Below are 26,989 nucleotides of genomic sequence, written 5' to 3'. Positions count from 1 at the left end.
TAATATTAAAGCAGTAAGAGGTTTATGCTCCATGGAAATATTAATCAGTCTATTAGGGATCGTTACCCTACTCGGAATAGCTTTCCTACTCTCAGACAATAAAAAAGCTATTAATCCACGCACTGTTGCAGGTGCATTCTTTCTCCAAGCAGGTTTAGGTGCTTTTGCACTTTATTTTGATGCTGGCCGAGCTGCGGTCGAAGCTCTTGCAAGTGGCGTCAGTAAACTCTTTAGTTATGCAGATGCAGGTATCGGATTTTTATTTGGCAGTTTAATCAATCCTGGGGCTGGCGACTGGGGCTTTTTATTTGCGATCAAAGTCTTACCTGTAATCATCTTCTTCTCATCTTTAATTGCTGTGCTATATCACATGGGCATCATGCAATTAGTGATTCGTGTAATTGGTGGTGGAATACAGAAGTTACTTGGCACCAGCCGCTCCGAGTCTCTCTCTGCCACAGCAAACGTTTTTGTCGGGCAAACAGAAGCCCCCTTGCTTGTTCGTCCATTTATTTCACGTATGACTCAGTCTGAATTATTTGCCATTATGGTAGGAGGCCTAGCATCTGTTGCAGGTACTGTACTATTTGGTTATGTCAGCATGGGTGGTGATCTTAAATTCCTGTTAGCCGCCTGTTTTATGTCTGCTCCAGGTGGTCTACTCATGGCTAAGATTATTAAGCCTGAAGTTGAAGAACCACACCAAGACATCCAAAGTGCTATCGACGAAGACCCAGATCAACCTGTAAATGTGATTGATGCTGCAGCTGTTGGTGCATCTAATGGTCTTAAGTTGTGTGTTAACGTTGGTGCAATGCTGATTGCTTTTATTAGTTTAATCGCAGTTCTTAATGGTATTACTGGTGGTGTTGGTGAAATCTTTGGTATGTCAGATTTAACCATTGAGAAAATTTTAGGCTGGGTATTCTATCCAATTGCCTTCATTATTGGTACACCTGCAGCAGATATAACTCAGGTAGCTTCTCTTATTGGTCAAAAAATAATTGCCAATGAATTTGTTGCCTTTATGTCTTATGGCGAACTTATTAAAGCAGGTGACCTAACAGCACAAGGTCAGGTAATTGCCAACTTTGCATTGTGTGGCTTTGCCAATCTATCCTCTATTGCTATCTTGTTAGGAGGCCTTGGTGCAATGGCACCTAACCGTCGTCCTGATATTGCTCGCTTAGGGTTAAAAGCTGTTGCCGCTGGTACTTTATCAAACTTGATGAGTGCGACCTTGGCCGGCTTATTCTTCATGCTTTAAGCATAATTGCCCAGTCCAGCAACACCTACTTCTAGTAGGTGTTGCCATTCTAAAAAGCCTGTGATTTTTGTAATCATGCAAAAAGCTTCATTTTATTTCGAGACTTTTTTCTTTTGCTATTGTTTACATTAAGGCTTTTTTCGCATTAGAAACTAACTGTTATAAATAGTGATATTTTAACCTCCTTTTTCTCTGGCATTACGTCCAAAAAGGTTTTTAATGAGTGAGACTTATGGAAAATATTAAAGACGCTGCATTACGTGCACTTCAACTCATGGATCTGACGACACTTAATGATGATGACACTCATGAAAAAATCATCACACTGTGTCAATCAGCCAAAACGCCTGTTGGTAACACAGCGGCTATTTGCATTTATCCTCGCTTTATCCCTATAGCCGCTAAAACATTAAAGTCACTCAAGGCAGACGCTATCAAAATAGCAACTGTTACCAACTTCCCTGCAGGTGATGACGATATTGAAATTGCCTTAAAAGAAACGGCTGCAGCAATTGCTTATGGTGCAGATGAAGTTGATGTTGTATTCCCATATAAAGCTTTAATTGCAGGCAATGAGCAAGTTGGCCATGACTTAGTTGCTGCTTGCAAAAAAGCATGTGGATCAAAAACCTTACTTAAAGTCATCATTGAAAGTGGTGAGTTGAAAGACTCAGCTCTAATTAAAAAAGCCAGCGAGATTTCTATAAATGCTGGAGCTGACTTTATTAAAACATCAACAGGTAAAGTACCTGTCAATGCCACTCTTGAAGCATCTGAAGTGATGCTCATAGCCATTAAAGAATCAGGTAAAAACTGTGGTTTTAAGGCTGCCGGTGGTGTTAAAGACGCAGCTCAAGCTGCTGAGTATATTGCTCTTGCAGAACAAATAATGGGTAAAGACTGGGTAACACCTGAACACTTCCGTTTCGGCGCCAGTAGCTTACTTGCAAGTTTACTTCACACATTAGGTCACGGTGAGCAACCCACTGAGTCAAAAGGTTATTAATTATGTTTTTACCTCAAGAAATTATCCGTCGTAAGCGTGATGGCCAGATACTAAGCAAAGCTGAAATTGATTTTTTTGTTAGTGGCATCACCAATGGTAACGTATCAGAAGGCCAAATATCTGCCTTAGCCATGGCTATCTTCTTTAATGGAATGACCATGGATGAACGTGTGGCACTCACCTTAGCAATGCGTAACTCAGGTACAGTACTAAGCTGGGATGATTTAAACCTACCAGGACCCATTATAGATAAGCACTCTACTGGCGGAGTGGGTGATGTTGTAAGCCTAATGCTAGGCCCAATGCTCGCAGCATGTGGTGGGTATGTACCTATGATTTCTGGACGAGGCTTAGGTCACACTGGTGGCACATTAGACAAGTTTGACAGCATTCCTGGCTACCAAACCTGTCCAGACAATGCACTGTTCAGAAAAACAGTGAAAGACGTTGGTGTCGCCATTATTGGTCAAACTGCAGACCTCGCTCCAGCAGATAAGCGCTTTTATTCCATCCGAGATGTTACTGGTACCGTAGAATCTATTCATTTAATTACAGCTTCAATCCTTTCTAAAAAACTAGCTGCTGGCTTAGAAGCATTAATCATGGATGTTAAAGTGGGCTCTGGTGCTTTTATGCCTACTTATGAAGACTCTAAAGCACTGGCTGAAAGTATTGTTGCCGTTGCTAATGGAGCAGGCACTGCCACTTCAGCGCTTCTCACTGACATGAATGAGTGTTTAGCAAGTTCAGCAGGAAATGCTGTTGAAGTACGTGAAGCAGTTAAATATCTAACAGGCGAATATCGTAACCCTCGGCTGCATGAAGTTACCATTGAGCAGTGTGCAGAACTCTTAGTACTCTCAAAATTAGCCGCCAACTTGGACGAAGCCCGTAGTAAACTGAACACTTGCCTGGATAATGGCCAAGCAGCAGAAATTTTCGGCAAAATGGTCACTAGCCTGGGTGGACCTGCAGACTTTGTAGAAAATTATGACAATTACCTTGAAAAAGCAGAGGTTGTTAAACCAATTTACGCGCCAATATCAGGCTACGTCTCAGCGATGGACACCCGAGCACTAGGTTTAGCTGTCGTTAAACTCGGTGGTGGACGTCAAAGACCCACAGATACTATTGACTATGCCGTTGGACTGACAGATATTTGTCAATTAGGCAATCAAGTCGATACGCAAACACCTCTAATTACGGTGCATGCACGCAACGAAGTCCAGTTTGCTGAAGTTCAGGAGCAAATTATTAACGCTATCACCATTAGTGATCAGCGCCCAGCAGCAAACCCTTGCGTGTACGAACGTATTACGAAGGAGGATGTGAGCTAAGCAGTAGGAGATGCACTCATGAAACGAGCCATTATTCTGGTTCTTGATTCTTTTGGTATTGGGGCAACAGAAGACGCTGATAAGTTCGGCGATACGGGTGCCAATACCTTAGGTCATATTGCAGCAGCCTGTGCAACTGGTCAGGCTGAAATTGAGGGTCGTTCAGGCCCTCTTAAATTACCCAACTTGTCACGACTGGGTTTAATGCATGCAGCACAAGAAAGTGCTGGTACATTTCCTCAAGCCGTAGAAACCCAAGTTGATATTACGGGAGCCTATGGTTACGCAAAAGAACTTAGCAGTGGTAAAGACACGCCTAGTGGTCACTGGGAAATAGCTGGTGTGCCTGTACTCTATGATTGGGGCTATTTCGAACCTAAGGAAAATAGTTTCCCTCAAGAGTTACTGGATGAGTTTATCGCTGAAGCCAAAGTACCAGGTATTTTAGGCAACTGTCATGCATCAGGTACTGAAATCATCAAAAACTTAGGCGAAGAGCACCGTCAAACAGGCAAACCAATTGTTTATACTTCTGCTGACAGTGTATTTCAAATCGCTTGTCACGAAGAAAGCTTTGGCCTAGAACGTCTTTATGAACTTTGCCTTATAGCCCGCAAGCTTTGTGATACATACAATATTGGTCGTATTATCGCGCGCCCCTTTGTTGGAAACTCACCTGATGAATTTCAACGTACAGGTAATCGTCGTGATTATGCAGTCCCCCCCCCCGCAGCGACTATTCTCGATAAATTAGCTGCAAAAGGTGGAGACGTTGTCAGTGTAGGCAAAATAGCTGATATATTTGCTCACCAGGGTATTACCCACAAAGTGAAAGCGACTGGTCTTGAAGCATTATTTGATGCCACTTTAACTGAAATCAATCAAGCTTCAGATCAAAGTATTGTTTTCACAAACTTTGTAGATTTTGATTCATCATACGGCCACCGTCGTGATACAGCAGGTTATGCCAAAGCGCTAGAATATTTCGATAAACGCTTACCTGAGTTGCTAAATATTATGCAAGATGATGATGTACTTATTATCACTGCAGATCACGGTTGTGACCCTACTTGGCCTGGTTCAGATCATACACGCGAGCACATACCTGTACTTGTTTATGGTAAATCGGTTAATCCTGGTTCATTAGGTGGTCGAGAAACTTTCGCCGACATTGGCCAAAGCCTCGCGTCTTATTTTTCTTTAGAACCAATGGATTACGGAACATCTTTTCTTAATTAATTGAGGTAAAGTAGTTATGCCAACACCACACATTAATGCTAAAGAAGGTGCTTTTGCTGATACAGTTTTAATGCCAGGTGATCCTCTACGCGCTAAATTTATTGCTGAAAACTTCTTAGAAAACGCTGAACTTGTTACTGATGTACGTAATATGTTTGGCTATACTGGCACTTACAAAGGCCGTCGTATTTCAGTAATGGGATCAGGCATGGGTATTCCTTCAATATCCATTTATGCAAAAGAATTAATTACTGAATATAATGTTAAAAACATTATTCGTGTCGGTAGCTGTGGAGCTATACACTCTGACATTAATTTACAAGATGTCATTATTGGTATGGGAGCAAGCACTGACTCTAACGTCAACCGTATTCGTTTTAAGAATTATGATTTTGCTGCACTTGCTAACTTTGACTTACTGCAAAATGCTTACGTCACAGCAAAAGCCAAGAATTTACCTGTAAGAGTAGGTAATATTTTCTCTGCAGACTTATTCTACACACCTGACCCATCATCTTTTGATACTATGGAAAAATACAATGTACTAGGTGTAGAGATGGAAGCCGCAGGTCTATATGGTGTAGCTGCAGAGTATGGTGCTAACGCTCTTGCTATTCTTACAGTGAGTGATCATATTCGTCGTGGCGAAGCATTATCTGCTGAAGACCGCCAAACTACCTTTAAAAATATGATTGAACTTGCATTGGATTCCATTATTGCTGGTGATCAAGCATAAAACGTAATCAAAATAAAAAAACCCCATTTTTGGGGTTTTTTTATACCTAAAACTTTAAACAAAATACTAAATTATGCTACGGCTTTTTTAGTATCTGTCTCATGCTGTGTATCAACCGTAATAACCGTACTAAGCCGTTCAGGTCTTACAAAAAATCGTGCTAGCGCAGGTAATAACCAAAGTGCTCCAAACATATTCCATAAGAACATAAACGTGAGCAAAATCCCCATATCTGCTTGAAATTTAATCGGTGACCAAATCCAGGTTCCTACACCAATCGCTAATGTTACACCTGTAAAACTTACCGCCTTACCTGTAGTACGTAGTGTTGCATAATAAGCTTCTTGTAAGTTTTTACCTTGCCTTAAAAAGCTTTCCAAGCGGCTATAAATATATATACCGTAATCAACACCAATTCCCACGCCTAAAGCAATAACAGGTAAAGTTGCCACCTTAATACCTATCCCTAACCATGCCATTAAAGCTTGGCACAGTACTGAAGTAAGCGCCAAAGGAATAATAATACAAACAACTGCACGCAAAGACCGAAACGTAAGTAAGCATAAAATACTCACAACACCGTATACCCAGAGTAACATCTTGTCTTGCGCAGACTCGATAACTTGATTCGTTGCAGCCTCAATTCCACCATTGCCAGCTGCTAACATAAACTGTAAATCAGGCGTATTATATTCTGCTGCAAATGCTTCAGTGGCATTTACTACCCGATCTAATGTTTCGGCCTTATGATCATCCAAAAACACCATCACTGGAGCCAAACTACAATCCGTATTAAACAATTGACTAGCTTGGGCTATCGATGCATTTAACACATAAGGATTTCTAGCCAGGGTCTGCCATTTTGGATTACCTTCATTAGTACCCTTTATATACAGCTTAGAAACTGTCACTAATGAAACAGCCGACTGCACCCCAGGTACATTTTCCATACGCCACATATATTGATCAATGGCTGACATGGTTGCATAAGTCGAACACTGCTCTTTTGGGGTTTCCACCATCGTCACTAGAACATCAGCACTGGTAGAATAATTGTGAGTAATAAATGCATTATCCTGGTTATATCGTGAATCAGGATGTAATTCTGGTGCGCCTGGATCTAAGTCGCCAATTTTTAAATCTTTACTCCAATACAGTCCTAAGCTAAATCCAATAATCGCTAACACAATTGAAATAGGTGCAACAATAGGGTGTGAAAAGTACGATAATAATTCCCAGCTTCGTGTTTTCCTTTCCCGATTTTTCTGAACTTTACGAATAGCTCGTTGGCTCACACCAATATAAGACAGCAATATTGGTAACAAAAATAAATTCGTAAAAATAATAACTGCCACGCCAATCCCAGCTGCAACCGCTAAATCACGAATTACATCAATTTCAATTACCCATAGCGTCAAAAAGCCAATAGCATCAGAAACCAAAGCGAGCATACCTGGTATATAGAGTCCACGGAAAGTACGCCTTGCCGCAGTTAAACGATCTGCACCTAGAGATGACTCAATCCCCATGCTATTAACCATCTGTACTCCATGACTGATGCCAATAGCGAAAACTAAAAAAGGAACAAGCACTGAGTAAGGATCTAACCCATAACCTAAACTGGATAATAAACCTAACTGCCAGACTACCGCGATAACAGAGCAAACTAAAGGAACAATAGCACTTTTAAAACATCCAGAATAAATCAACAACAATACTAACGTTATACCAATGGCTATTGCAAAAAAGTATGTAATAGAACCAATGCCTTCAATTAAATCACCTACTTTCTTGGCAAAACCAATAATTTTTATATCAACAATATCTGAGTTATACCGTTGCCGAATTTGCTGTTCTAACCCTTTTGAAAGTGCTTCATAATCTAGGGCTTCACCCGTTTCAGGATTTTGATCAAATAACGGAACCTCTATAATTGACGACTTAAAATCATTGGCCACCAAACGACCTATTTGGCCTGATTTTAATATGTTCTCTCTTAGGCGATTTAAACTGTCTTTAGTCCCATCATAGCTTTGTGGAATAACGGGCCCCCCCTCAAATCCATCTTCTGTAACCTCTATCCAGCGAACATTAGGGGTCCATAACGACTTCAGCCCAGAACGGCTTACACCAGGCAGATAAAAAACATCGTCAGTAATTTTTTGTAAAGTACTCATGTACTCAGCAGAAAAAATATCACCTTTTTTTGCTTCAACTGAAATACGAATTGAGTTTCCCAAATTTTCCAAATCATCCTTATTTCTCAACATATTTTGAATAAAAGGATGTTCAGTAGGAATCATTTTCATAAAGCTGGTTTCTGGTTTTACTTGAGTCATTTTATAACCCAAAAAAACCGTAACCAACGCAAATACCAATAACACAAAGAGACGATTATTAAAAAATAAACGCTCTAACACTACTTCAGAATCTTTATGATTTGCAGGAGACATAGCAGGGTCCTCCAATGTTGGCCAGAATTATGGGCGTATTGCTAGATCATTTCCTTGGGGAATGTTTTTTACAATGCCCCCCTGCCCTACCAAAATATAATTGCCATCAGCCGTTTCTGTAATACCCGACACAAGTTTCCTATCTGATTGCTTATGTAAATTAAACTGCTGACCATAGTCATGACTTATTAGCCAAACACCACCATTTCCAGCCAGCACTAATCGACCATCTACAATATATTGACCCCCAAATAAACTTTGTTCGGTATGAGTAGGAATTGTTGACCAACTATTTAAAGAACCATCATAACGAAATACATGCCCTCGCAGACCAAAAGCTACAAAACCATGTGGCGTACCATTAGCAATCACACCAAACAATGACCCTTCATAAGGGCTTTCAAGACGTTGCCATGTCATCCCCTGATTATCAGAGTAATAAACAATCCCAGCTTCACCAGCAATAACCATCTCCCGCTTATCCTTAAGCCCAGTAATGCTATTAAAGTGAAACTCTTCTTCATTTTCGATATGGTCTGACCAATCCTCCCAACTTTTCCCACCATTACTGGTACGCAATATTTGTCCATAAGCGCCCACAGCAAAACCTTCAAACTCACTGCTAAACCATACATCTAATAAAGGCGCTTCAGTCGTTAGGTTTTTATATTGCTGTTGCCAGGTTTGGCCACCATCTGTTGTCGCCAAAATCAATGCATCATGACCCACTGCCCAGCCTTGTTTAGCAGAAACAAAATAAACAGCAGTAAGCAACTGTCGGGTGGGTACTTTGGCCTGCTGCCAAGTATTGCCATTATCATCCGAATAAAGAATATGTCCTCGGTCACCCACCGCAACCAACCGGCCACTTTGTCCAACAGTTGTCACATCAATTAATAGTTTTTGTTGGGCTAATGCTGATGGTTCTGCAAACACAACAGGTGTGCTCATACTGTTTTCTTTCGCTTGCAAGGCAGTTATCATCAAAGCAAACAGTAAACACACCGTTAGCCCTATACAAGACACTTTAGACAGGCCGAGCTTACTCAAACTAGTGCCTACCTGATCGGCTACTCGCATATGCCAACCCCTTATTTCAGTCTTTTTTATAATTGTCTTAGCTATGTCTATGTGGCTACACCACAGTTTATTGGTACACATATCTCATAAAAACTTACTCCCATGAAAACTTAGTCCCATGAAAACTTGGCGAATCTTATTCAAACGACCGTTATAATATCGCTGTTATTCCAGCATGGCTACCAAATAAGGGTAAGTAATTTAGCGACAAACAATAAGTTTGACAAATAGTGATTATTTCTTTTAACAAAAACTGTCTAACAATAAAGTAATATTACTAAGATAATCATCCTATAGTCAGTTACATAAAATAATTGTTGTATATATTAACAAACTAACGGTGAGTACCTAGTAAGGTGCTCACCGTTAATTAACACATGGAAACTCCTTTGGTAAGTCTCTGGGAGAACAACAAATCACCGAGTTGTTATTAGGCCCACACTCTTCAACAAAAGTAATTTTGGCAAATTCATCAATAACCTCTTTAGGATAAGTAGGCCCTTGATCTCGATACTCACGCATAAGACTGAGATGATCATTTTGATAACAAACTGTTTTTTGTGGATCATTAATTACCCACCGAGGAAAGAAAATAACACCATGTAATTCAAGCTTCTCTAAATTTACGGTGAGGCTCACAGTCGTGCCTGTAGGCTCATCCCAAGAAACTTTATAAATCTGATCACCTATTTTGCGTATCTTTGCCTCTTGGTCCGTCACCCAACGTCCACCCACGATACCGCTATGAATTCGGTAGTCAAAAACTCTGTCAGACTTGACATAAATTTCATACTGCCAACCGTTTTCATAAGTATAAATTAAATGCTTACCTACAAAACCTGAAAGATCTTGCTCAACTTCATTTATAACCATTTGGTTCTCCAATTGCCTTAACATGTTTATTTTGCACAAGCTTAAACATTGTTTTTTCGATTGAAAAACGTTATTTTTAGCTTATATCCATCGAAATATTTGATTATTCATATGTTTAGATCAACGTTAGAGCAATGGTTTGTCCTACAGTGTGTTATTGAGCAAGGAGGCTTTACTGCCGCAGCAAAATTCCTACATAAGAGTCAGTCCTCTGTAAGCTACACCATCACTAAGCTGCAAGAACAGCTAGGTGTTACATTAGTGATTGTTCAAGGAAAAACAGTAGCACTGACACCTATTGGCAAATCACTATTAGAAGATGTGCGGCCTTTTCTTAATGAGCTAAAAAACATTGAATACAGAGCCAAAGTATTGGCTGCAGGCGCAGAAGTTTCTATCCGTATAGAAGTTGACAGCATTTATCCCAAACATTTTTTATTTAAAGCGCTTAAGTGCTTTAAAAAGAAATTCCCAGAAACGCAAGTAGCATTACAAGATGTTATTCGCCTTACGCCACAAAATAACAACGATCCAATTGATTTATCGATTGCCTTTCCCTTTAATACAAACTTACTGGGAAAAAAATTGTTAGATGTAGAGCTACTTGCGGTAGCCCATCCCAATCACCCTTTACACCAATTAGATAAAAGCCATCTAACAGCGTCTGATCTAAATTTATTTACGCAAGTCCATATTGAAAATAGTCAATCTGCTGATGAGCATCCCCTACCAAGTCGTAAAGTATGGCGTGTTAATACCGTCCATACTGCTATTGCCGCAGTAGCAAGCCAACTATGTTTTGGCTGGTTGCCAAAACATGAAATTGAACACTTACTTAATACTAGACAGTTAAAAGCATTACCACTCACCATAGGACAAATTCGTAAAATCCCACTTACTCTCATTTATAACGATTTTTCTCAAGCAGGTCCCGCAACACGCGAATTAGGTAATATTTTAATCGAGCAACATGAAAATTAAAATATTTAATAACAAGAATCTTAAATAGCAATCAGTGTATATGCTCAAACACAACCATCCAAGGAACAGAATTGTTTAGACAATTCGACTTCATCCCTATCTTTATTACTTATAATCGATTGAATATAAGGTATTATTTTTTCTGCTTTTCTAAAAAAATCCCGCACATTGATCGAAAACCACTGACCATTATTCTCCAACGCCAATGTTGGAAATCCTGAAAAGCCATGCAATACCATTAATTGTCGACTTATTTTAATATGCAACTCCATTTCTTCCACACTTTGATTCAGTTTTTCAATAAATGTATAACGTATTAATCCTTGTAACTCAGCAATATCAGCTAATACATTAATTTGAGCAATTTCCCTACCTTGTAGATAATGTGCTTTTTGTATTTGATCTAACATTATTAATGGTGCTATTCCCATCAACTCGGCAACTAAAATAGCACGAATAGGCAAATAAGAATCAAACCATGCTGTTGCGTTATGCAATAGCCCTTCTGTATAACCGTTACCAAAGATTTGCCCCGTTTCTAATTTAATTCGCTTATCATGCTCCATTATAAATTGTTGCATAGCAGCCGTTACCGGCTGCTTTTGCATCATACCACCGGCATGCATCACAAAAGGGATATCTTTTATTAAAGCGGCAGCATGAATAATGTCCAAAGCGCCATAACACCAACCACAAAGCGGGTCATAAAAATAATGCAATGCTACCATTGCATTTCTCCTTTAATCACTTTAGCACCAATGGTTAATGCAATCTCTAACTCAGCTTCTGGATACGCATTTTTCATCACATGAATTAATTCTCGACTATTCTTCGCATGCTTAGCTTTGCGTAAAAACGTCACCAAATAATTACGTGTATAATCAATTGTAGCCACATCCATTTTAGTCCCTGCTTTCATATGACCAGGCACAACCAATAATGGATTTAAATCTTTCATTTCATCCAGCTGCTTTAACCAAGCATCTTGTTCAATCTTAGTTTGAGAATCTGCCATCCATAAATGCAAACCACCAGAAACCGCCACATTTCCCACAATCGCACGAATTGAAGGAATCCAGACATAAGGCCGATGAGCAATAGCACCGGTTAACCCTTTAATTTCCAATACATGCCCGTCAACATAAAGTTTATCGCCTTTAAACTCGGTAGGAACCACAGGATGTTGTGGTGCATTAACCCCAAGCTTAGGCCCCCAATAAGCAACTTTAGCCGGTAGTTTTTTCTTAATTTGTTTTAGGACTGCAGGACTCGCTAAAACCTTAGCCTCTGGAAAAATATTTTTTAAAACTTCTACCCCAAAATAATAATCAGGATCAGCTTGACTCACATAAATAGTTTTCAGTGTTTTACCACTATCCAATACATTTGCCGCGATACGGAAAGCATCAGCTCGAGTAAAACCTGCATCAATCACCATAGCTTCATGAGCACCTGTTACCAAACTAGAGTTCACATGAAAACTATTTCCATCCGCATGGTAAACCTGAACGTTTAAGGGAGAATCATTCTGGACTGTAGACTGTTCATTCGCATTTACACCCGAAGCAAGCAATACAGCAGCACCTATCAAAATTCTTTTCAACATCATTTAATTCCTTAGAAATTTTGAAACTATCTATACCCACAGCGAAGGGTATATGTCTTCAAAGCTATTGCTGAAGCACAGTGTCACTATAAGAAGTTGACTTGATCAGATATAGATCTAATATTGCACATCATTGTTTCTTAATTCGATCTAATACTACTCATGGACAGACTAACCGCCATAAATGTTTTCATTGATATTGCCCACTCAGGAAGCTTCACAGCCACTGCTGAGCGGCTTGATATGTCAAGATCCATGGTGACTCGTTATATATCAACCATGGAGTCCTGGCTCAATGCGCGCTTACTACAACGCACAACACGTCGTGTCACCCTCACGGATGCAGGTCATCGCTGCTTAACCCAGTGTTTGAATCTAATTGAACAAACTCAAGTGCTAGAGTCAGAAACATCACATAATGATAATGAGCTACGTGGGTTGCTCAGAGTGACAAGCAGTATGTCCTTTGGTCATGCACAACTAGCAAAAACAATCTGCAGTTTTTTAACCGAACACCCCAAACTTAAAATTGATATCGATGTAAGTGACAAACCTGTCAATTTAATTGAAGAACGTATCGATCTTGCCATTCGCATTGCCAGTAATCCTGACCCATCTTTAATAGGTAGACCTTTAGCTGTTTGTGAGTCTGTACTTGTTGCATCACCAGACTACCTTACCAAATACGGTCCCCCCTCCACCCCAAAGGAATTACGCCATCACCAATGTTTAGGTTATCGACACTTTGAGCGTAATGTATGGTATTTGTCGTATAATAACGATTATCAAGCCATTGATGTTGATTGCCACTTAACAGCAAACGAAGCCACAGTTTTATTAGAGGCCGCAAAAAATGATGGCGGCATTGCATTACAACCAACCTATTTAGCCAATGAAGCAATTAAACAAAGCCAACTTGACATTGTGCTACCTGATTGGAAACCAAAAGACTTAACAATTTATGCACTGTATCCTTCACGCCAGTTTCTCCCTCCAGCCGTCAGATCACTTATAGATTATTTAGTGAAGGACTTTGCTAGCAAGCCATGGTGAGATATGCTCTACCTGTATTGTACTTATCTGGATAAAGGTAAGAACGCAGAAAAAAATCACCTAATGCAAGGACGCAAAGAATGATTCATCACCTGAAAATTACTCAAGAAATTTTAAGCTATGTCAGAGATGTATCTCTTCGTGAAAACGATACACTCAATGCATTAAGAAATGAAACTCTGAAAATGGCAGAGTGCAATATGCAAATCATGCCAGAACAAGGCCAGTTTATGGCTTTACTTGTACGCTTAATGCAAGCCAAAAAAGCACTTGAAATTGGCATATTTACTGGATACAGCGCTTTATGTGTGGCACAAGCACTACCTGACAATGGCGAGCTCATCGCCTGTGATAGCAACGCTGACTGGGTAAATATGGGTCGAAAGTACTGGCAACAAGCAGGTGTAGAACACAAAATATCAACGATGATTGGTAATGCTAAAGACAGCCTGCGACATCTCATTGAAGAAAAGCTTGAAGGTTCATTTGATATCGCATTTATTGATGCGGATAAAGAAAACTACGATACCTATTATGAGTTTACACTTAAGCTCGTGAGAAAAGGTGGTCTCATTTTACTCGATAATATGCTGTGGTCTGGAGCAGTCGCAAATTCATCAATAACAGATAAAGAAACTGAAGCTTTGCGGGCACTTAACAAGAAGTTATTAAGTGATGATAGAATAGATTTAAGCTTACTTCCTTTCGCTGATGGCTTAACACTTGTGCTTAAACGCTAGGGTTTTAGCCTATTCTTATTACCATTACTACATCTTTATTTTAAGTAGCGAAGCACTCTTCGCTACTTATTCATTAAATTGCTACTCTAAAATATCAAGCGCTGTTATTTCATCAGACTCCGTTTGTTCTTCTTTTTTCTTCGCACGGAAGGCTTCCAAACGTTCTTTATGCTCCTCTTCATACGCTGCAAAGTCTTGATCCAAGTCTTCGATCATATATTGTACTTCTGCCATTCTAAGTTTAGAAAGACGCGCAAAGACTTTAGCAGATTGTTCAGCCTCTTCAGGGGAAGCCATACCATTATTAATACGCCCTATAAGGTCGTTATACTCTACAGCACGTTCCAAATCCTCAACTTGTGTCTTTATCTGCTTACGGTCCAACTCTTTAATTGGCAGATTAATATCATAACCATAAATTACTAAAGGAGAAGCATTAGACTCTTTTTGATCAGAATCCATATCCTTAACATTCACTTGCTCTTTAACACTCTGCTTTCCCACATCACCTGCTTTACTTTTCTCAGAATCAGCAATAACGACCGCTTTTTGACTCTTAGTAACTGCTTTCGATGTACTATTCAAATATATAGCAATGGCAGCAAAAAGTATCGCAAAAGCAACAATAATAGGTACTTTTTTATTCATATGTAGTTTCAATAGTGAGTTACTTTAAAAATAGTTAGTCCGTTCGATTAAGTAGTTAGTAGCATTGTACGCATGGAATAATATCATATATAATACACTGGTTGTTGTACATTGAAAAAGAATTTACACAATGATAGTAATATCTACTGAAGTCTTATCTTTAGCTAAATGTATAAGACAGCATATGTAACTAGCACTATTCTCATTGCGAATCATTTTTAGGGATTGTAGCCAGCAGAGCTCATCTCAGACGTTGGCCACTTAAGCTCATGAGTGAAAACCAGCTACTTCATAGTTAACAATAGAATTCTTGACTTCTATCGAAGTGCTGACGGGAAATTATCACTCGACAAAAACCTATAATATTCATTCGTTCTGAGTATAGTTTTACACTAAAAGTGTTCGTAATTCCTATATAAAAAACTAGTCAGTATCTAATTATTGGACTTTTTGTATTATATACAACTTACTACGGAATAAGTAAATGATCAAAAGATTTGGACTCCTTGCACTAAGCATAAGTTATGCTATCGCGAGCTATGGAAATACGCCAATTGAAATAAACTACGCACCCGAAGATCAACCAATCCTCGCAACTGTCGATGCTCAGGGAAATATTGTTATTAACCAATATCCAAAATCCTTTAGCATTAATAGCAACCTATATATAAGCTCTAGTCAAAATTACCCTCTTGATAAGCTTGTGAATACATGCAAAAGCGTAGATGAAGACCTTGCTATCTATAAATCCTATGAAAATGCACCTTTCCTTCAATCTCATATCAAAGAACGTATTCGAGAAAGTAATACTATTCAACTAAGTTCTTATATACTACCTTGGTTAACAGGTGAATTCTTTATAGCGGCAAAGCAAGCAGCTCAAGATGCAGGTATTAATGCCAATAAATATACAATTATTAACGGATTGTCTGTACAAGAACTCACTATTTCTATTATCCTCACTGACGACGCTGTAAGTAATACCATAGGCGATAAAGTTCAACTCACCCATCAGTTGCAGTCTGCATTAGCTAACACTGATTTAGCAACAGGCCAACAAACTGGACAAATTAATGCGCTCGATTTAACCTGTGATATGTTAACGGGTAAAGCGAATATCACCCTCCAAGTTAATGGTTCAAAGCAACAAAATCATTCCTTTGATACCATCCTATATGGAGATCAAATTCAAACGTTAGCAAAAGCCATTAACACCCTTCCTAAAACATTTTATAAAAACATAGCAACCCTTCCAGAAAAAACAAAAATTACAGCTTACTTAATTGGTCAAGAAACATACAAGAGAAATATTAGTTTAGCGCCAATTGATGTCAATACAGTGTTAAGCCATTTAATTGATAAAAATACCGGTATGCTCGTTAACGATTTAGACCTGCTAATTAATAATGGAATAACCAAGCCTAAACCTCAACAGGATTATCAGGGCATAGCTACTTTTAAATTTAAAAACATATAATTTAATCTGGGGAGAATTATAATGAAAAAGAGTATACTCGCTTCAAGCATTCTACTCGCTATATCAAGCTCAGCATTGGCAGCAGGTGGACCACTTTATAAAAATAACTGTCAGTTAACACTAAACCATCCGTTACTGAGTACTGGGATTTACTTTGATGAGTCATGTCAAACAGCTTATGTTGCACCACCAGTGATCGGTGATTTCGAGGTTAACCACTTACATAAAGAAAGTACAACCTATTTATTCTGCCCAGATTATGATGTATCAAAAAAAGCAGCTACAGCTAAAAAAGAACTTTTAGATAGCTACATAGAACAAGTCAAAGAATACAACCAGCTAATAAAAGAATCTAAGCTTGGAGAATACAAAACAGAAGAAGCCAATATAAATACCAAAATAAACGAATTATCAACTAAACTTAACAAATTAAAGGCCGAGAAATCAGAAATTACTATTCGATTTAATAGAGAATATACAAAATATGAAGACTGTCTTGCTGATATTACAATTAAGGATAAAGAAAAGTGCAATCCTCAATTAGATAGAGCCTCAACAATACAAAAAGAGCTATTTTCAATCAAAAAAGATGTTTCAGCTGTTGATGAAGAACTATATAATGCTCAAATAGCACTTTTAGATATTCAGGGAAAAATCAGACTGGAAGTTATCCGGAATAATGATTTAAAGGAAATGCAAGAAAAAACGGCTGATCTAGTTAAATCTATAGAAAAAATAAGATTTGAATCTTTAAATACATTCCAAAAGTATGCAAGCCTAATTGGAGGTAGTGCTTCGCTAAGCTATTTTTTAAATTGGCAACAACTTATTAATGATTACGCAGAACAAAATCCTAATGCCAATCTGACTTGGTTACCTTTACCTATCAATAACGCAACATTTCATATCAATCTAAGAGCCGATACAATTGGAGAAAACCGATTTCCAGTAATATTAGCAACAAACTTTCCAGGAATAAAAAACCAAATATCGGCAATTAATCCTCCAGAAGGGAACACAGTTTCGACATTGACAACTGTTTTATCAACCAGAGAACCGGCAGAAATTGGTTTTAGCCATAGCATGAGAGGAACTCTTGATTTAAGTGTTAATGCTATGTGTACACTTATAAATGAAGATAACTCTGACTACAATAAAATTTTTGACACCTATGTAAGTCCTAAAGTTAACTATAATTTTCAGTTGAAGGTCCATAGAAAATACACAGCAAAATACAACCTTGAACAAATTTATAAACGGATTGAAGAGCTAAAAGACAAACATGGCTTTTTAAGCTCTAAATCAAAACATGAAATATTTGAAGATAGAAACTCGAAGGAACTATTTGATATAAAATTCGATGCAGATGATAGTCGATTTACATGGACTCCTGAAGAACAGGAGCAGCTAACAAAAGACATAAGAAATACACTGCTTAAGAGAGTATTAGAGCAAATATCTTTATTTAACAATATTGGTACTAATATCCCCGAAGCTAAGCTACCTGAGACAGGTGTTGGCAAGCTTGCAAAACTATTACAAAATGCAGACTGTTCATCCCCCAATATCATTGAAGAAGTGGCTAATACTGTTTCCAGTGGAAACTCCGACTCAACAGCTAACGCTTCAGAAAACAATAGTGATAACTTAAATGAATCCGAAAACAGTACATTACGCGCTTTTAATGATGCCTGTAAATTCACTTATGACAAAAAACTTGTTGATAAATTAAGTAAAAGCGAGAGTATGTTAGTCAATGTTGCTGCAAGTTTTGCAAGTGGCAACTACCTTGCTGTTGCAGGAAGCATATTATCTAGTTTTGGCTCTTCCTCAACAAAAGTGACTTTTATACAAAATAACAGTCACACCGCAGAGGAGAAAGTAGATCAAGTATCATTTGTTGACAAAACCACAACGGTTACTTTCCGCCCTAAAGCACAGTAACACGTCAACATCTCTTATGTAACAAAGCCTCCCCCTTGGCAAGGGGGAGGTTGGGTGGGGGTTAAAGATCTAACAGAATTACCCTATTCGGAAAACTGCATCCATCGCTGCTGTTTCAAATACCGTATCCCAAACACCTTTTCGGCTACCCATTGGTTATTTCCTGCTTTAAAGTGGGCGATGGCTTTGGTATCTCCATCGGGGCCATCGGCTTGACCTAACCAATAACCCGCTAAACAATCTTCATTTTCTTTAAATTGACAATGCTTGCTGGCATAGCCATACATCACTCCAATTTGGTTATTAGCGCGGTGAATAAGATTAGCTTTGACCTGTTGAGTTATGGCATCTTGCTCGGCTATGGAGAAGGTATATTCTGGTGTACTACTATCAAACTGAATATTAAACCAGTCTTTGGTAATCACACGGCGAATAATGTAGGTTTTTTTCTTTTTCTTAAACCAACGTTTTTTCTTTTTGGTCTGGACAATGGTTTGGATAAATTTATAGAGGTTATATTTCGCCACATAACCGCGCCTGACTTCTTCTTCAAATTCATAGCTTAATGAGGGGGCTACATGCGCCGCTAGTTTTTGCGCCTCTTGCGGATACGGGCTATTGGGTGCATAGGACAAACAATAACCACTCATACTTAAGCCAATGGTACTGTTAATCTGCTCAGGGGCATTAACTGTTTCGGAAGGATAACGTTGTACGGTATGGTTAATGGTACCCTCGCCGTTTGGCATTAAGGCACTTTCATACCCTAATAAGTTACTGTCATTGACTTGGGTATACAGCACATTCGGTAAGCTAATATCGACATCACCAATGGGTGTTTCTCGCTGCTGTCTAGGCAAGGTAGCAATAACCTTCACATCCGATAATGGCATCGGTTTAAAGGTAACATCAAGCTTACTGTTTAGCCCTTGATACTGTTGAATTTGATCCTGCCAATTCAGGTTATAATGTACTTTTGCAGTGGCACCATCTAACTGGGCATATTCTTTAAATACGGCCAGTTCTTTATTGGCTAATTCATAATACTGGCTTAATACATTATTTAATTGCTGATCCAATTCCACTAATGCTACAAGCTGTGCTTCATAGGCATTAATTGCTTCATCGTATGCGGCTTGTTTTTCTCGACGCAGCGTTACGGCTTGGTCCAGTGCTGTCGCAAACTGGTCTAGTTTAGCTTGTTGCGTGGTTAATAGTTGCTGTTCATTGGGACAACTACCACTCGCATTATTGGCTAATGCCAAACAAATTTCCCACTGATAATCTAACTGCGCATATTCTCGTTTGGCTTTCAACCATGCGGTATGTGCTTTATATTCTTCAGTATACGCTGATTGTAGGGCTTGATAAGCCGCTGTTTTCGCTGCCACCAAAGCACGCAAAGATTGAGCCTCATCCAAAGAACCGACAATGGTTTTATAACGTGCCGTTAAATCCCCTAATTGACTCACCACCTGTTGTTTGGCTTTTACGGTATTGACCAATACAGGGCAGACAGAAGCTGTATTTTCAGCAGGTATTAACTGTTCCAGCGTGGTACTGCCTGTTTGAGGAGGCGTAACATAAGCCGTACGACAAATATCATCATAGTGAATCGATGAGGGATTTTGTTCAGGGTGTTGAGTCAATAATTCACGGTTACAAAAACGGCTACGGTGGCGGGATGGGCCTTTGTATTTGCCTAAACCTGTGTCAATTTCAGCACTTGTAAAATTACCTTCAGGTTTTGCAAAAGCAATAAGGTCAGGTTTACCGGCTTGTTTGATGATTAAGTCATCGCGGCCGTCTTTGTTGCGGTCTTGAACAATAATTTTCGAGCTAAATAAGTCGACACTTGTACGAGGTGATAAAACTGAATCAAACTGCCACAAAAGACTAAGAGAAATACTACTCATTTTAGCATTATCAGGTAAGCTACCGTATACCATACTAAAAACCTGGTCTTTAGGAAGTTTTATGTTTTGCTTACTCTTCCATAACAGCTTATCACTACCAAATAAAATAAAACTATAATTTTTTATATGCTGTATATTTTCTTTTAGCTTTATAATCAGAATGAGATCACCTGACTTATCACCATTAAAGTCACCAAATACTAACCTGCTGTCCAATACTTTACTATTATTTACAACCCCCTTGCCTGAACACTTTTTCACTCCAGTTTTTTCAACAAACTCTAGATTTCTTTCATTAAGTTTACTAGGTAAAATTAATGCATTTAAGCTTAACATTTCACTCCCAAATTTTTTTCTCACTTCAGGTTTCCCATATGGTGATTGAATTAAATTCAACACAAGCCCAAAAAGATCATTTATAGGATATAAATAAGCTGAATAATCACTCTTCCTTAACACAGGTATAAAATTATCGTAACCACATTCAAAAGATGGATACGAAACTACAATTGATGGAACCTGTATCATATTAAGACTATATGTACCTGGCGTAAAACCACCTACCTCTATAGCACTTTCATCAATAGGAGAGGCTTTGGATAGTCGCCCCACAAAAGCAAATATCATTAATATAGACAAAACTACTATTTTTTTATTCATTCCCTGTACCATGATATAAATAACAACAAGTGACGTATTATAACATACAGCCTTCGTGAATGAGCTTTAGGATAAGCCCAATATTCATAAAACCAAAACATCCCCCACCAACCTCCCCCTTCAAAAAGGGGAGGCTTGAGATTGTGCAAGTTAATGATCTCAACTGTAATTCACAGTGAGGGGCGCTTAGCGGCGGCTGCCAAGTGACGAATCTCCAAGAGCTTATATTAATAAGTGACTGGAGTGAGGAACGCAGGCAACAAACGATAAGCGTTCCTCATGAAGAATTACCCTAATCAGCAAACTGCATCCACCGTTGCTGCTTGAGATACCTTATCCCAAACACTTTTTCGGCGACCCATTGGTTATTCCCAGATTTAAAATGGGCAATCGCTTTGGTATCACCATCGGGACCATCAGGTTGACCTAGCCAATAACCCGCTAAACAATCTTCATTTTCTTTGAATTGACAGTGTTTGCTGGCGTAGCCATACATCACACCGATTTGATTATTCGCACGATGAATAAGATTAGCTTTGACCTGTTGGGTAATCGCATCCTGCTCAGCTATGGAGAAAGTGTATTCTGGTGTACTGCTATCAAATTGGATATTAAACCAGTCTTTGGTAATTACACGGCGAATAATGTAGGTTTTTTTCTTTTTCTTAAACCAACGCTTTTTCTTTTTGGTCTGGACAATAGTTTGAATAAATTTGTAGAGATTGTATTTCGCTATATAACCGCGTCTGACTTCTTCTTCAAACTCGTAACTTAATGAGGGAGCTACATGAGCCGCTAGTTTTTGCGCATCTTGTGGATACGGACTGTTGGGTGCATAGGATAAACAATAGCCACTCATACTTAAGCCAATGGTGCTGTTAACTTGCTCAGGGGCATTAACTGTTGTGGATGGATAACGTTGTATTGTTTGGTTAATGGTACCCTCGCCTGTAGGCATTAAAGCTGTTTCGTACCCCAGTAGGTTACTGTCATCGACTTTAGTATACAGCACATTAGGTAAGCTGATATCAACATCACCTATCGGTGTTTCCCATTGTTGTCGAGGCAAAGTGGCAATCACCTTCACATCCGATAATGGCATGGGTTTGAATGTCACATCAAGCTTATTGTTTAACGCTTGATACTGTTGGAGTTGATCCTGCCAGTTCAGGTTATAATGTACTTTTGCAGTGGCACCATCTAACTGTGCATATTCTTTAAATACCGCCAGCTCTTTATTCGCTAATTCATAGTACTGGTTTAATACATTATTTAACTGCTGATCCAGTTCCACTAATGCTACTAGCTGAGCCTCATAAGCATTAATCGCTTCATCATACGCGGCTTGTTTCTCAAGACGTAGTGTTACGGATTGGTCCAGTGCTGTCGCAAGCTGGTCTAGTTTAGCTTGTTGCGTAGTCAATAATTGCTGTTCATTGGGACAACTGCCACTGGCATTATTGGCTAGTGCCAAACAAATTTCCCACTGATAGTCTAATTGGGCGTACTCTCGTTTGGCTTTTAACCAATCAGTATGGGCTTTGTACTCTTCCGTATAGGCCGTTTGTAATTCTTGATAGGCTGCTGTTTTCGCAGCCACCAGTGCACGCAAAGATTGAGCCTCATCCAAAGAGCCGACAATGGTTTTATAACGCGCCGTTAAATCCCCTAATTGACTGACCACCTGTTGTTTGGCTTTTACGGTATTGACCAATACAGGGCAGACAGAAGCCGTATTTTCTGCAGGAATTAATTGTTCCAGCGTGGTACTGCCCGTTCGAGGAGGCGTAACATAAGCGGTACGACAAATATCATCGTAATGAATAGATGAGGGGTTTTGCTCAGGGTGCTGCGTCAATAATTCACGGTTGCAAAATCGACTGCGGTGGCGGGATGGGCCTTTGTATTTGCCTATGCCTGTGTCAACTTCAGCTTTAAGAAACGTGCCATCGGGTTCGGCAAATGAGATTAAATCGGGTTTACCAGCTTGTTTGATGATTAGGTCGTCGCGGCCGTCTTTGTTGCGGTCGGTAACTTCAAAGTTTGCTGTTGTATAGTCAATACTTAACGTCCCAAAGCTAAAAAGCTCTCTTACGGGGTAGTAGTCAAACTGATAATCATTAAATAATGGTTTTAAGTTATTAATATCATTTTTATAATAAATCATCCCTAAAAATTCTAACCCTATAGGGGAATACCTTTGCCTATGAAAAGACGGAGTGGTTTCTATAAACCTTCCCCCAATATCCCTTCTTCTAGCTAAAGAAAAGTAATTTGCTTCCCTGGTCCAGTAGCCATCAATTGATGACCAATTAAATTTATCACTTTTACCAAGGTAAATTTTTGGTAAAGCCCAGTTTTTAAATAGTTTATCCTTAATAATAACTAACACATCATTAATACTATCACCATTAAAATCAGCATATTTCAATTCTACTTCTATATTATTATTCTTTGGAAGCAAGTAACAAAGATCACTATAACGTTGCATATCGTATCGAGATGGTTTATTTTTACTCTTATAATAATTTGCAATTTCTCGTAGTTTTGGTTTCCCTTTAATAATCCATCCACTATCATAACGACTTATAGTGTCAACAACTGGAACTTTTTTAGGTGGACCAAACCCGGTATAAGTCGACTTAATTACTCCATACTTGCTATCAATATTTATAGATAAGTATTGCCAGCTATCTTCAGCTGGTAACTTAATTAAACTTCGACTTTTCGAAAAATCTACAGCACATGGATGCCCCTTAGGATAAGCAGTCTCAAACCACATTTTATGGGAGCCTGGATAAAACTCGATTAATTCCTCACCACTATCATTAGCTGAAAGTGCTATTGATGAAAAGCCCCCCCAACAAAGCTACAACATACGAAGCTATTCTTTTTTTATTCATTCCCTGTACCATGATGTAAATTACAACGAGTGCCGTATTATATCATATATCCTTCGTGAATAAATTTTAGACTTCGTTATCTTCACTCTTCAGTCCAGTCATTTATTACACATAAACTCCTGAACTTCATCGTTTGAGTGCCTCGTCTAAAAATCCGTGTCCCCTTGGTGAAGGTGTGTAAGAGCAAATTTTTCTAACCAACTACACAGTTGCCGAGGGGACACGATGAACTTCATCCATCGGCACACCCCAAGATTTGACTTTTTCCATTTCCCGAACCATCAACCACTCATGTTTAGAACCACCATTTCTGATTCTATCAGCAATAGCGTCATATCGTTTTGGATCGGATATTATTACCCTCAACTCATCAATAGATAAGTCATCAAACCACTCATTAAATCCTTGTCGAACAGTAGGTATTCGACCATTAGGCATTAATTCATCAAGCGATCTTATCGGTGGAGTATTGTTTGGAACTACCTTTTTATGGCAGTTCCTTTAATGACGATCTCCTCGCCTATATGCTGAATTGAATCCAAAGAATTAATTACATAACTAGCAACATCATTATCTTCATTAAAAGCAATACCAAGAATATCGAACTTATGATAAGCATAAAGATATTCATATAGATATGAACCTTCAACATCGATGAACTCAAGTAGCGAAGGATAGTCTGCTGCCCCAGGATAAGGAGGCTCGAATTCACCTGTGATTTGGTCATCTTCTTTAAGCTCTTCAACACCTTCATCGTACATAGGTGTTAATTTATCTAATAATTCTTCCTTAGCTATTTTCATTTCGTAGGAGAAAGTTTGAAAACCATCCCCTTTTCCGAAACTTAACTGGCTAAAAGTCATCGCATTAGAATCTATATCATTTTCATTTACTTTAAGCGAAATCATTTTTTTAACTTCCTGGAGGTAAGATAATAATTTTGCCATCGGGAGTTATTGTAATTGATCCCGATGGAATATACGGCTGACCAGCTTTCAAGTCTCCACCAGCTCTAGTACCAGACCTTTGGAAGAACTGCTCTGGTGTTGTCATCGTTTCGATTGTCTGCGTAGTTTTACCTGGGACAATCGTAAGCTCTTCCATTTTTAAGAAATTAGGATTATCGGCTGCCGTTTTATTGATATTTTTGATAATTCTTTGAGCTTGTTTTTCTGATAAACTTCCAAAACCAACATCAATATCACTGCCTTTGCCAAAGTCACCTCTTATTCTACTTCCACCAAATACTACTGTTGAATCTCTTTTTAGTCCCTGTTCTAAAATTAGAGTAGCCTGTTCAGTTGTTAAACCAGGTACATGTTTTGATAAAAACGCAGACTGCTCTGCAATACCCGAAGTTGTTAAGGTTGTTTTCTCTGGGAATGTATTAAAAAGAGATTTATCTGTCCAACGTTTGTTTGGAACAACTCACTACTACCCTCTGTCATTTACTCATTTCAGCTAGCTTTCGAGTCAATAGCTTCAATTCTCTCGCAGTAACTTCTCCTAGGTCTGCTCCAGTATCCGAGAGACTCTTTACAGCTTCCTCATAACTTCCCAATTCGTCTGCTTTTGACTTGAAAGTATTTGAACAAAGATAAAATCTATTGTTTCTCGATCTTTTTAAGCTCCAAAAATCTTGGTTACAGCTTTCAATGCATTTAACAAGCAAATCATTTAATACGTCCGAATTTTCCGGATTAACATGAAACGAAATGTATAGCAATGAATCTGAGTCTTTCAAGCTAGGCCCATAACCATGCCATCCTTTTTCGAAAAGATCGTCAATCAAATTGAGAAATTCACTTGCAGAACTACTCATACTATTTTCACTGCTATTCATTAGAAATTCCCTTTGTTTAATTTAATATTACTGATGATTTCATCGATATTAACCTCATTTGGAATCTCTGGACTGGATATTCTCCATGACACACCATCGGGATTGGCTTCATTCAGCATTTTCAAATACTGACTTTGGGGGATTGGGTCAGCAGAAACAAAAGGATCAAATATATAACGCCCATCGGTATAGACTGAGTGATGAGCAAAATTTTCAATCTGCCCATGACGTAGAGGAACATTCACATCAGATGGACTCAAACCCCAGTTATAATTAGCAGGCCAATTCTCTGCTTTGCCAGAAAATATTACAATCTTGCCTTCACCACCTGCAGAGCTGAATAGATTTGTTGCACACTCCGTACACCATGCATCTGGATCATTTAAATCCAGTTCATCATATTGCTTTCTTAGCGTTGAACTAGCTTCTGCATTCGGAAGGGACTTACTGTTTGGAACCTTAGCCTTGCACTACCACCTTAACCGCTTGCCTATCGCATTGAGATGTACACCCAAATATATAAGTTTCATTTCCCAAAAATAAGCAATAATCATCAGATGAAAAACTGTCTGGCTGTTCGGGAGAAGTAGATAGTTTTGAAAAAGGGAAGTTTTCTGGTATTTGACAAATTAACTTCATTTCACCTCCGCATGAACAAGTATTCACCTCTGGCTCTTGTAACCAAAAGGGATCTCCTCCAACCCTGATATGATCAGAGTGAGATCCTATATCTTCAGAAGGTAAAAATTCCATTTCAAATGACCTTAGGAGCTTTTCATTTTTATGAATTACTAATTCTTCTCCTGGACTGAACAAAGCAACATAGAAATGCCCCTCGTTTTTTTCCCAAAAAGTTTCATCAAGCTTACCTTCTTTAAATTCTTCAAATGAAGGGATTTCATTACACTCAGGGCACATACACACAATCAACTGACTGCCAGATAGGAATGGCAGTTCAAGCTCTTCCCTTAATTCAATTTGTAAGAAAAGAAGTAAATCTTTCCCACACTCTTTACATTTAGGAATATCGGTATTTTTGGGAGCCCACGCCATCGTTCCGGTCGAACTCTTCGGATTAGAATCATCATCAATGGGTTTTAGATTTACCTGATAACTCATAGTAAAATTACTCTTCTATTCATGGGTACCGCCTTTAAGAAACCAATCTTTGTCAAACTTCGTATTAGACAGCGGGTTATACGTAACATCAATATTTTTAGATGGAAT

General features: G+C 38.7%; 23 protein-coding genes and 1 pseudogene. 10 read left to right on the top strand and 14 right to left on the bottom strand.

The window, feature by feature from the left end; all coding sequences use genetic code 11:
• Nucleotides 1–31: 31 nt before the first annotated feature.
• The 5 genes from KCG35_RS17580 (at nt 32) to deoD (ending at nt 5,585) form a co-directional block, all read left to right on the top strand.
• Nucleotides 32–1,267 carry a NupC/NupG family nucleoside CNT transporter gene (locus tag KCG35_RS17580; protein ID WP_215821103.1) on the top strand — a complete coding sequence of 412 codons (1,236 nt, stop codon included), beginning with the start codon at nt 32–34 and terminating at the stop codon, nt 1,265–1,267.
• A gap of 232 nt (nt 1,268–1,499) precedes the next feature.
• A complete protein-coding gene (deoC, locus tag KCG35_RS17575; protein WP_215821102.1) occupies nt 1,500–2,273 on the top strand; it encodes a deoxyribose-phosphate aldolase in 774 nt (257 codons plus the stop codon).
• A gap of 2 nt (nt 2,274–2,275) precedes the next feature.
• On the top strand, nt 2,276–3,610 hold the full coding sequence (gene deoA / locus KCG35_RS17570; protein WP_215821101.1) for a thymidine phosphorylase: 1,335 nt from the start codon (nt 2,276–2,278) through the stop codon (nt 3,608–3,610).
• 18 nt (nt 3,611–3,628) lie between these two features.
• The gene (locus KCG35_RS17565) at nt 3,629–4,849 is read left to right on the top strand and encodes a phosphopentomutase (protein ID WP_215821100.1); all 1,221 of its coding nucleotides are present in this window, start codon (nt 3,629–3,631) and stop codon (nt 4,847–4,849) included.
• Nucleotides 4,850–4,865: 16 nt separating this feature from the next.
• Nucleotides 4,866–5,585 carry a purine-nucleoside phosphorylase gene (deoD, locus tag KCG35_RS17560; protein ID WP_215821099.1) on the top strand — a complete coding sequence of 240 codons (720 nt, stop codon included), beginning with the start codon at nt 4,866–4,868 and terminating at the stop codon, nt 5,583–5,585.
• A gap of 71 nt (nt 5,586–5,656) precedes the next feature.
• Here deoD and KCG35_RS17555 read toward each other — a convergent pair whose 3' ends face one another.
• From KCG35_RS17555 to KCG35_RS17545, 3 genes are all read right to left on the bottom strand, one after another.
• Nucleotides 5,657–8,038, bottom strand: coding sequence for an efflux RND transporter permease subunit (locus tag KCG35_RS17555; RefSeq protein ID WP_215821098.1), 2,382 nt, complete (start codon nt 8,036–8,038; stop codon nt 5,657–5,659).
• Between the two features lie 27 nt (nt 8,039–8,065).
• A complete protein-coding gene (locus KCG35_RS17550) occupies nt 8,066–9,118 on the bottom strand; it encodes a YCF48-related protein (protein ID WP_215821097.1) in 1,053 nt (350 codons plus the stop codon).
• Nucleotides 9,119–9,484: 366 nt separating this feature from the next.
• Entirely contained in the window at nt 9,485–9,991 is a 507-nt protein-coding gene (locus KCG35_RS17545) for a phenolic acid decarboxylase (protein ID WP_215821096.1), read from the bottom strand.
• Nucleotides 9,992–10,102: 111 nt separating this feature from the next.
• Between KCG35_RS17545 and KCG35_RS17540 the strand changes: the two genes are divergently transcribed.
• Entirely contained in the window at nt 10,103–10,972 is an 870-nt protein-coding gene (locus KCG35_RS17540; protein ID WP_215821095.1) for a LysR family transcriptional regulator, read from the top strand.
• 44 nt (nt 10,973–11,016) lie between these two features.
• On the opposite strand, the gene KCG35_RS17535 is transcribed toward KCG35_RS17540, so the two are convergent.
• Together KCG35_RS17535 and KCG35_RS17530 are read right to left on the bottom strand one after the other, a co-directional pair.
• Nucleotides 11,017–11,700, bottom strand: a complete 684-nt coding sequence (locus KCG35_RS17535; protein ID WP_215821094.1) for a DsbA family protein — start codon at nt 11,698–11,700, stop codon at nt 11,017–11,019.
• Nucleotides 11,694–12,581: an MBL fold metallo-hydrolase gene (locus KCG35_RS17530; protein ID WP_230409231.1), complete on the bottom strand. Its 888-nt coding sequence runs from the start codon at nt 12,579–12,581 to the stop codon at nt 11,694–11,696. Before KCG35_RS17530 ends, KCG35_RS17535 begins: the two co-directional genes overlap by 7 nt.
• A gap of 159 nt (nt 12,582–12,740) precedes the next feature.
• On the opposite strand from KCG35_RS17530, the gene KCG35_RS17525 reads away from it, so the two are divergent.
• Both KCG35_RS17525 and KCG35_RS17520 read left to right on the top strand, forming a co-directional pair.
• Nucleotides 12,741–13,631, top strand: a complete 891-nt coding sequence (locus tag KCG35_RS17525) for a LysR family transcriptional regulator (RefSeq protein WP_215821093.1) — start codon at nt 12,741–12,743, stop codon at nt 13,629–13,631.
• 77 nt (nt 13,632–13,708) lie between these two features.
• Nucleotides 13,709–14,371, top strand: a pseudogene (locus KCG35_RS17520) (O-methyltransferase); the annotation flags it as partial.
• An 81-nt stretch (nt 14,372–14,452) separates the two neighbouring features.
• Here KCG35_RS17520 and KCG35_RS17515 read toward each other — a convergent pair.
• Nucleotides 14,453–15,019 carry a hypothetical protein gene (locus KCG35_RS17515; protein ID WP_215821091.1) on the bottom strand — a complete coding sequence of 189 codons (567 nt, stop codon included), beginning with the start codon at nt 15,017–15,019 and terminating at the stop codon, nt 14,453–14,455.
• 484 nt (nt 15,020–15,503) lie between these two features.
• Here KCG35_RS17515 and KCG35_RS17510 point away from each other — a divergent pair, with 484 nt between their 5' ends.
• Both KCG35_RS17510 and KCG35_RS17505 read left to right on the top strand, forming a co-directional pair.
• Nucleotides 15,504–16,496 (top strand): hypothetical protein, encoded by a 993-nt coding sequence (locus tag KCG35_RS17510; protein WP_215821090.1) that lies wholly within the window; start codon nt 15,504–15,506, stop codon nt 16,494–16,496.
• Between the two features lie 21 nt (nt 16,497–16,517).
• A complete protein-coding gene (locus KCG35_RS17505; RefSeq protein ID WP_215821089.1) occupies nt 16,518–18,440 on the top strand; it encodes a hypothetical protein in 1,923 nt (640 codons plus the stop codon).
• Between the two features lie 83 nt (nt 18,441–18,523).
• Here the strand turns inward: KCG35_RS17505 and KCG35_RS17500 are convergent, their stop codons facing one another.
• The 8 genes from KCG35_RS17500 to KCG35_RS17465 all read right to left on the bottom strand — a co-directional run bounded on the left by KCG35_RS17500 (nt 18,524) and on the right by KCG35_RS17465 (nt 26,881).
• The gene (locus tag KCG35_RS17500) at nt 18,524–21,016 is read right to left on the bottom strand and encodes a hypothetical protein (RefSeq protein ID WP_215821088.1); all 2,493 of its coding nucleotides are present in this window, start codon (nt 21,014–21,016) and stop codon (nt 18,524–18,526) included.
• Nucleotides 21,017–21,308: 292 nt separating this feature from the next.
• Nucleotides 21,309–23,798, bottom strand: coding sequence for an AAA family ATPase (locus KCG35_RS17495; RefSeq protein ID WP_215821087.1), 2,490 nt, complete (start codon nt 23,796–23,798; stop codon nt 21,309–21,311).
• Between the two features lie 322 nt (nt 23,799–24,120).
• On the bottom strand, nt 24,121–24,357 hold the full coding sequence (locus KCG35_RS17490) for a hypothetical protein (protein ID WP_215821086.1): 237 nt from the start codon (nt 24,355–24,357) through the stop codon (nt 24,121–24,123).
• 41 nt (nt 24,358–24,398) lie between these two features.
• Complete coding sequence (locus KCG35_RS17485) at nt 24,399–24,866, bottom strand: hypothetical protein (RefSeq protein WP_215821085.1); 468 nt, start codon at nt 24,864–24,866, stop codon at nt 24,399–24,401.
• On the bottom strand, nt 24,832–25,203 hold the full coding sequence (locus KCG35_RS27105) for a nucleotidyltransferase domain-containing protein (RefSeq protein ID WP_373687364.1): 372 nt from the start codon (nt 25,201–25,203) through the stop codon (nt 24,832–24,834). Before KCG35_RS27105 ends, KCG35_RS17485 begins: the two co-directional genes overlap by 35 nt.
• Before the next feature lie 160 nt (nt 25,204–25,363).
• Complete coding sequence (locus tag KCG35_RS17475) at nt 25,364–25,762, bottom strand: hypothetical protein (RefSeq protein WP_215821084.1); 399 nt, start codon at nt 25,760–25,762, stop codon at nt 25,364–25,366.
• Nucleotides 25,762–26,007 carry a hypothetical protein gene (locus tag KCG35_RS17470; RefSeq protein ID WP_215821083.1) on the bottom strand — a complete coding sequence of 82 codons (246 nt, stop codon included), beginning with the start codon at nt 26,005–26,007 and terminating at the stop codon, nt 25,762–25,764. The genes KCG35_RS17475 and KCG35_RS17470 overlap by 1 nt, the downstream gene beginning before the upstream one ends.
• Before the next feature lie 214 nt (nt 26,008–26,221).
• Nucleotides 26,222–26,881 carry a hypothetical protein gene (locus KCG35_RS17465; RefSeq protein ID WP_215821082.1) on the bottom strand — a complete coding sequence of 220 codons (660 nt, stop codon included), beginning with the start codon at nt 26,879–26,881 and terminating at the stop codon, nt 26,222–26,224.
• Between the last annotated feature and the right edge of the window lie 108 nt (nt 26,882–26,989).

Source organism: Zooshikella harenae, assembly GCF_018837975.1.
In the GTDB taxonomy this organism is placed as follows: domain Bacteria; phylum Pseudomonadota; class Gammaproteobacteria; order Pseudomonadales; family Zooshikellaceae; genus Zooshikella; species Zooshikella harenae.
This window is presented reverse-complemented; position numbering and strand designations above follow the sequence as displayed.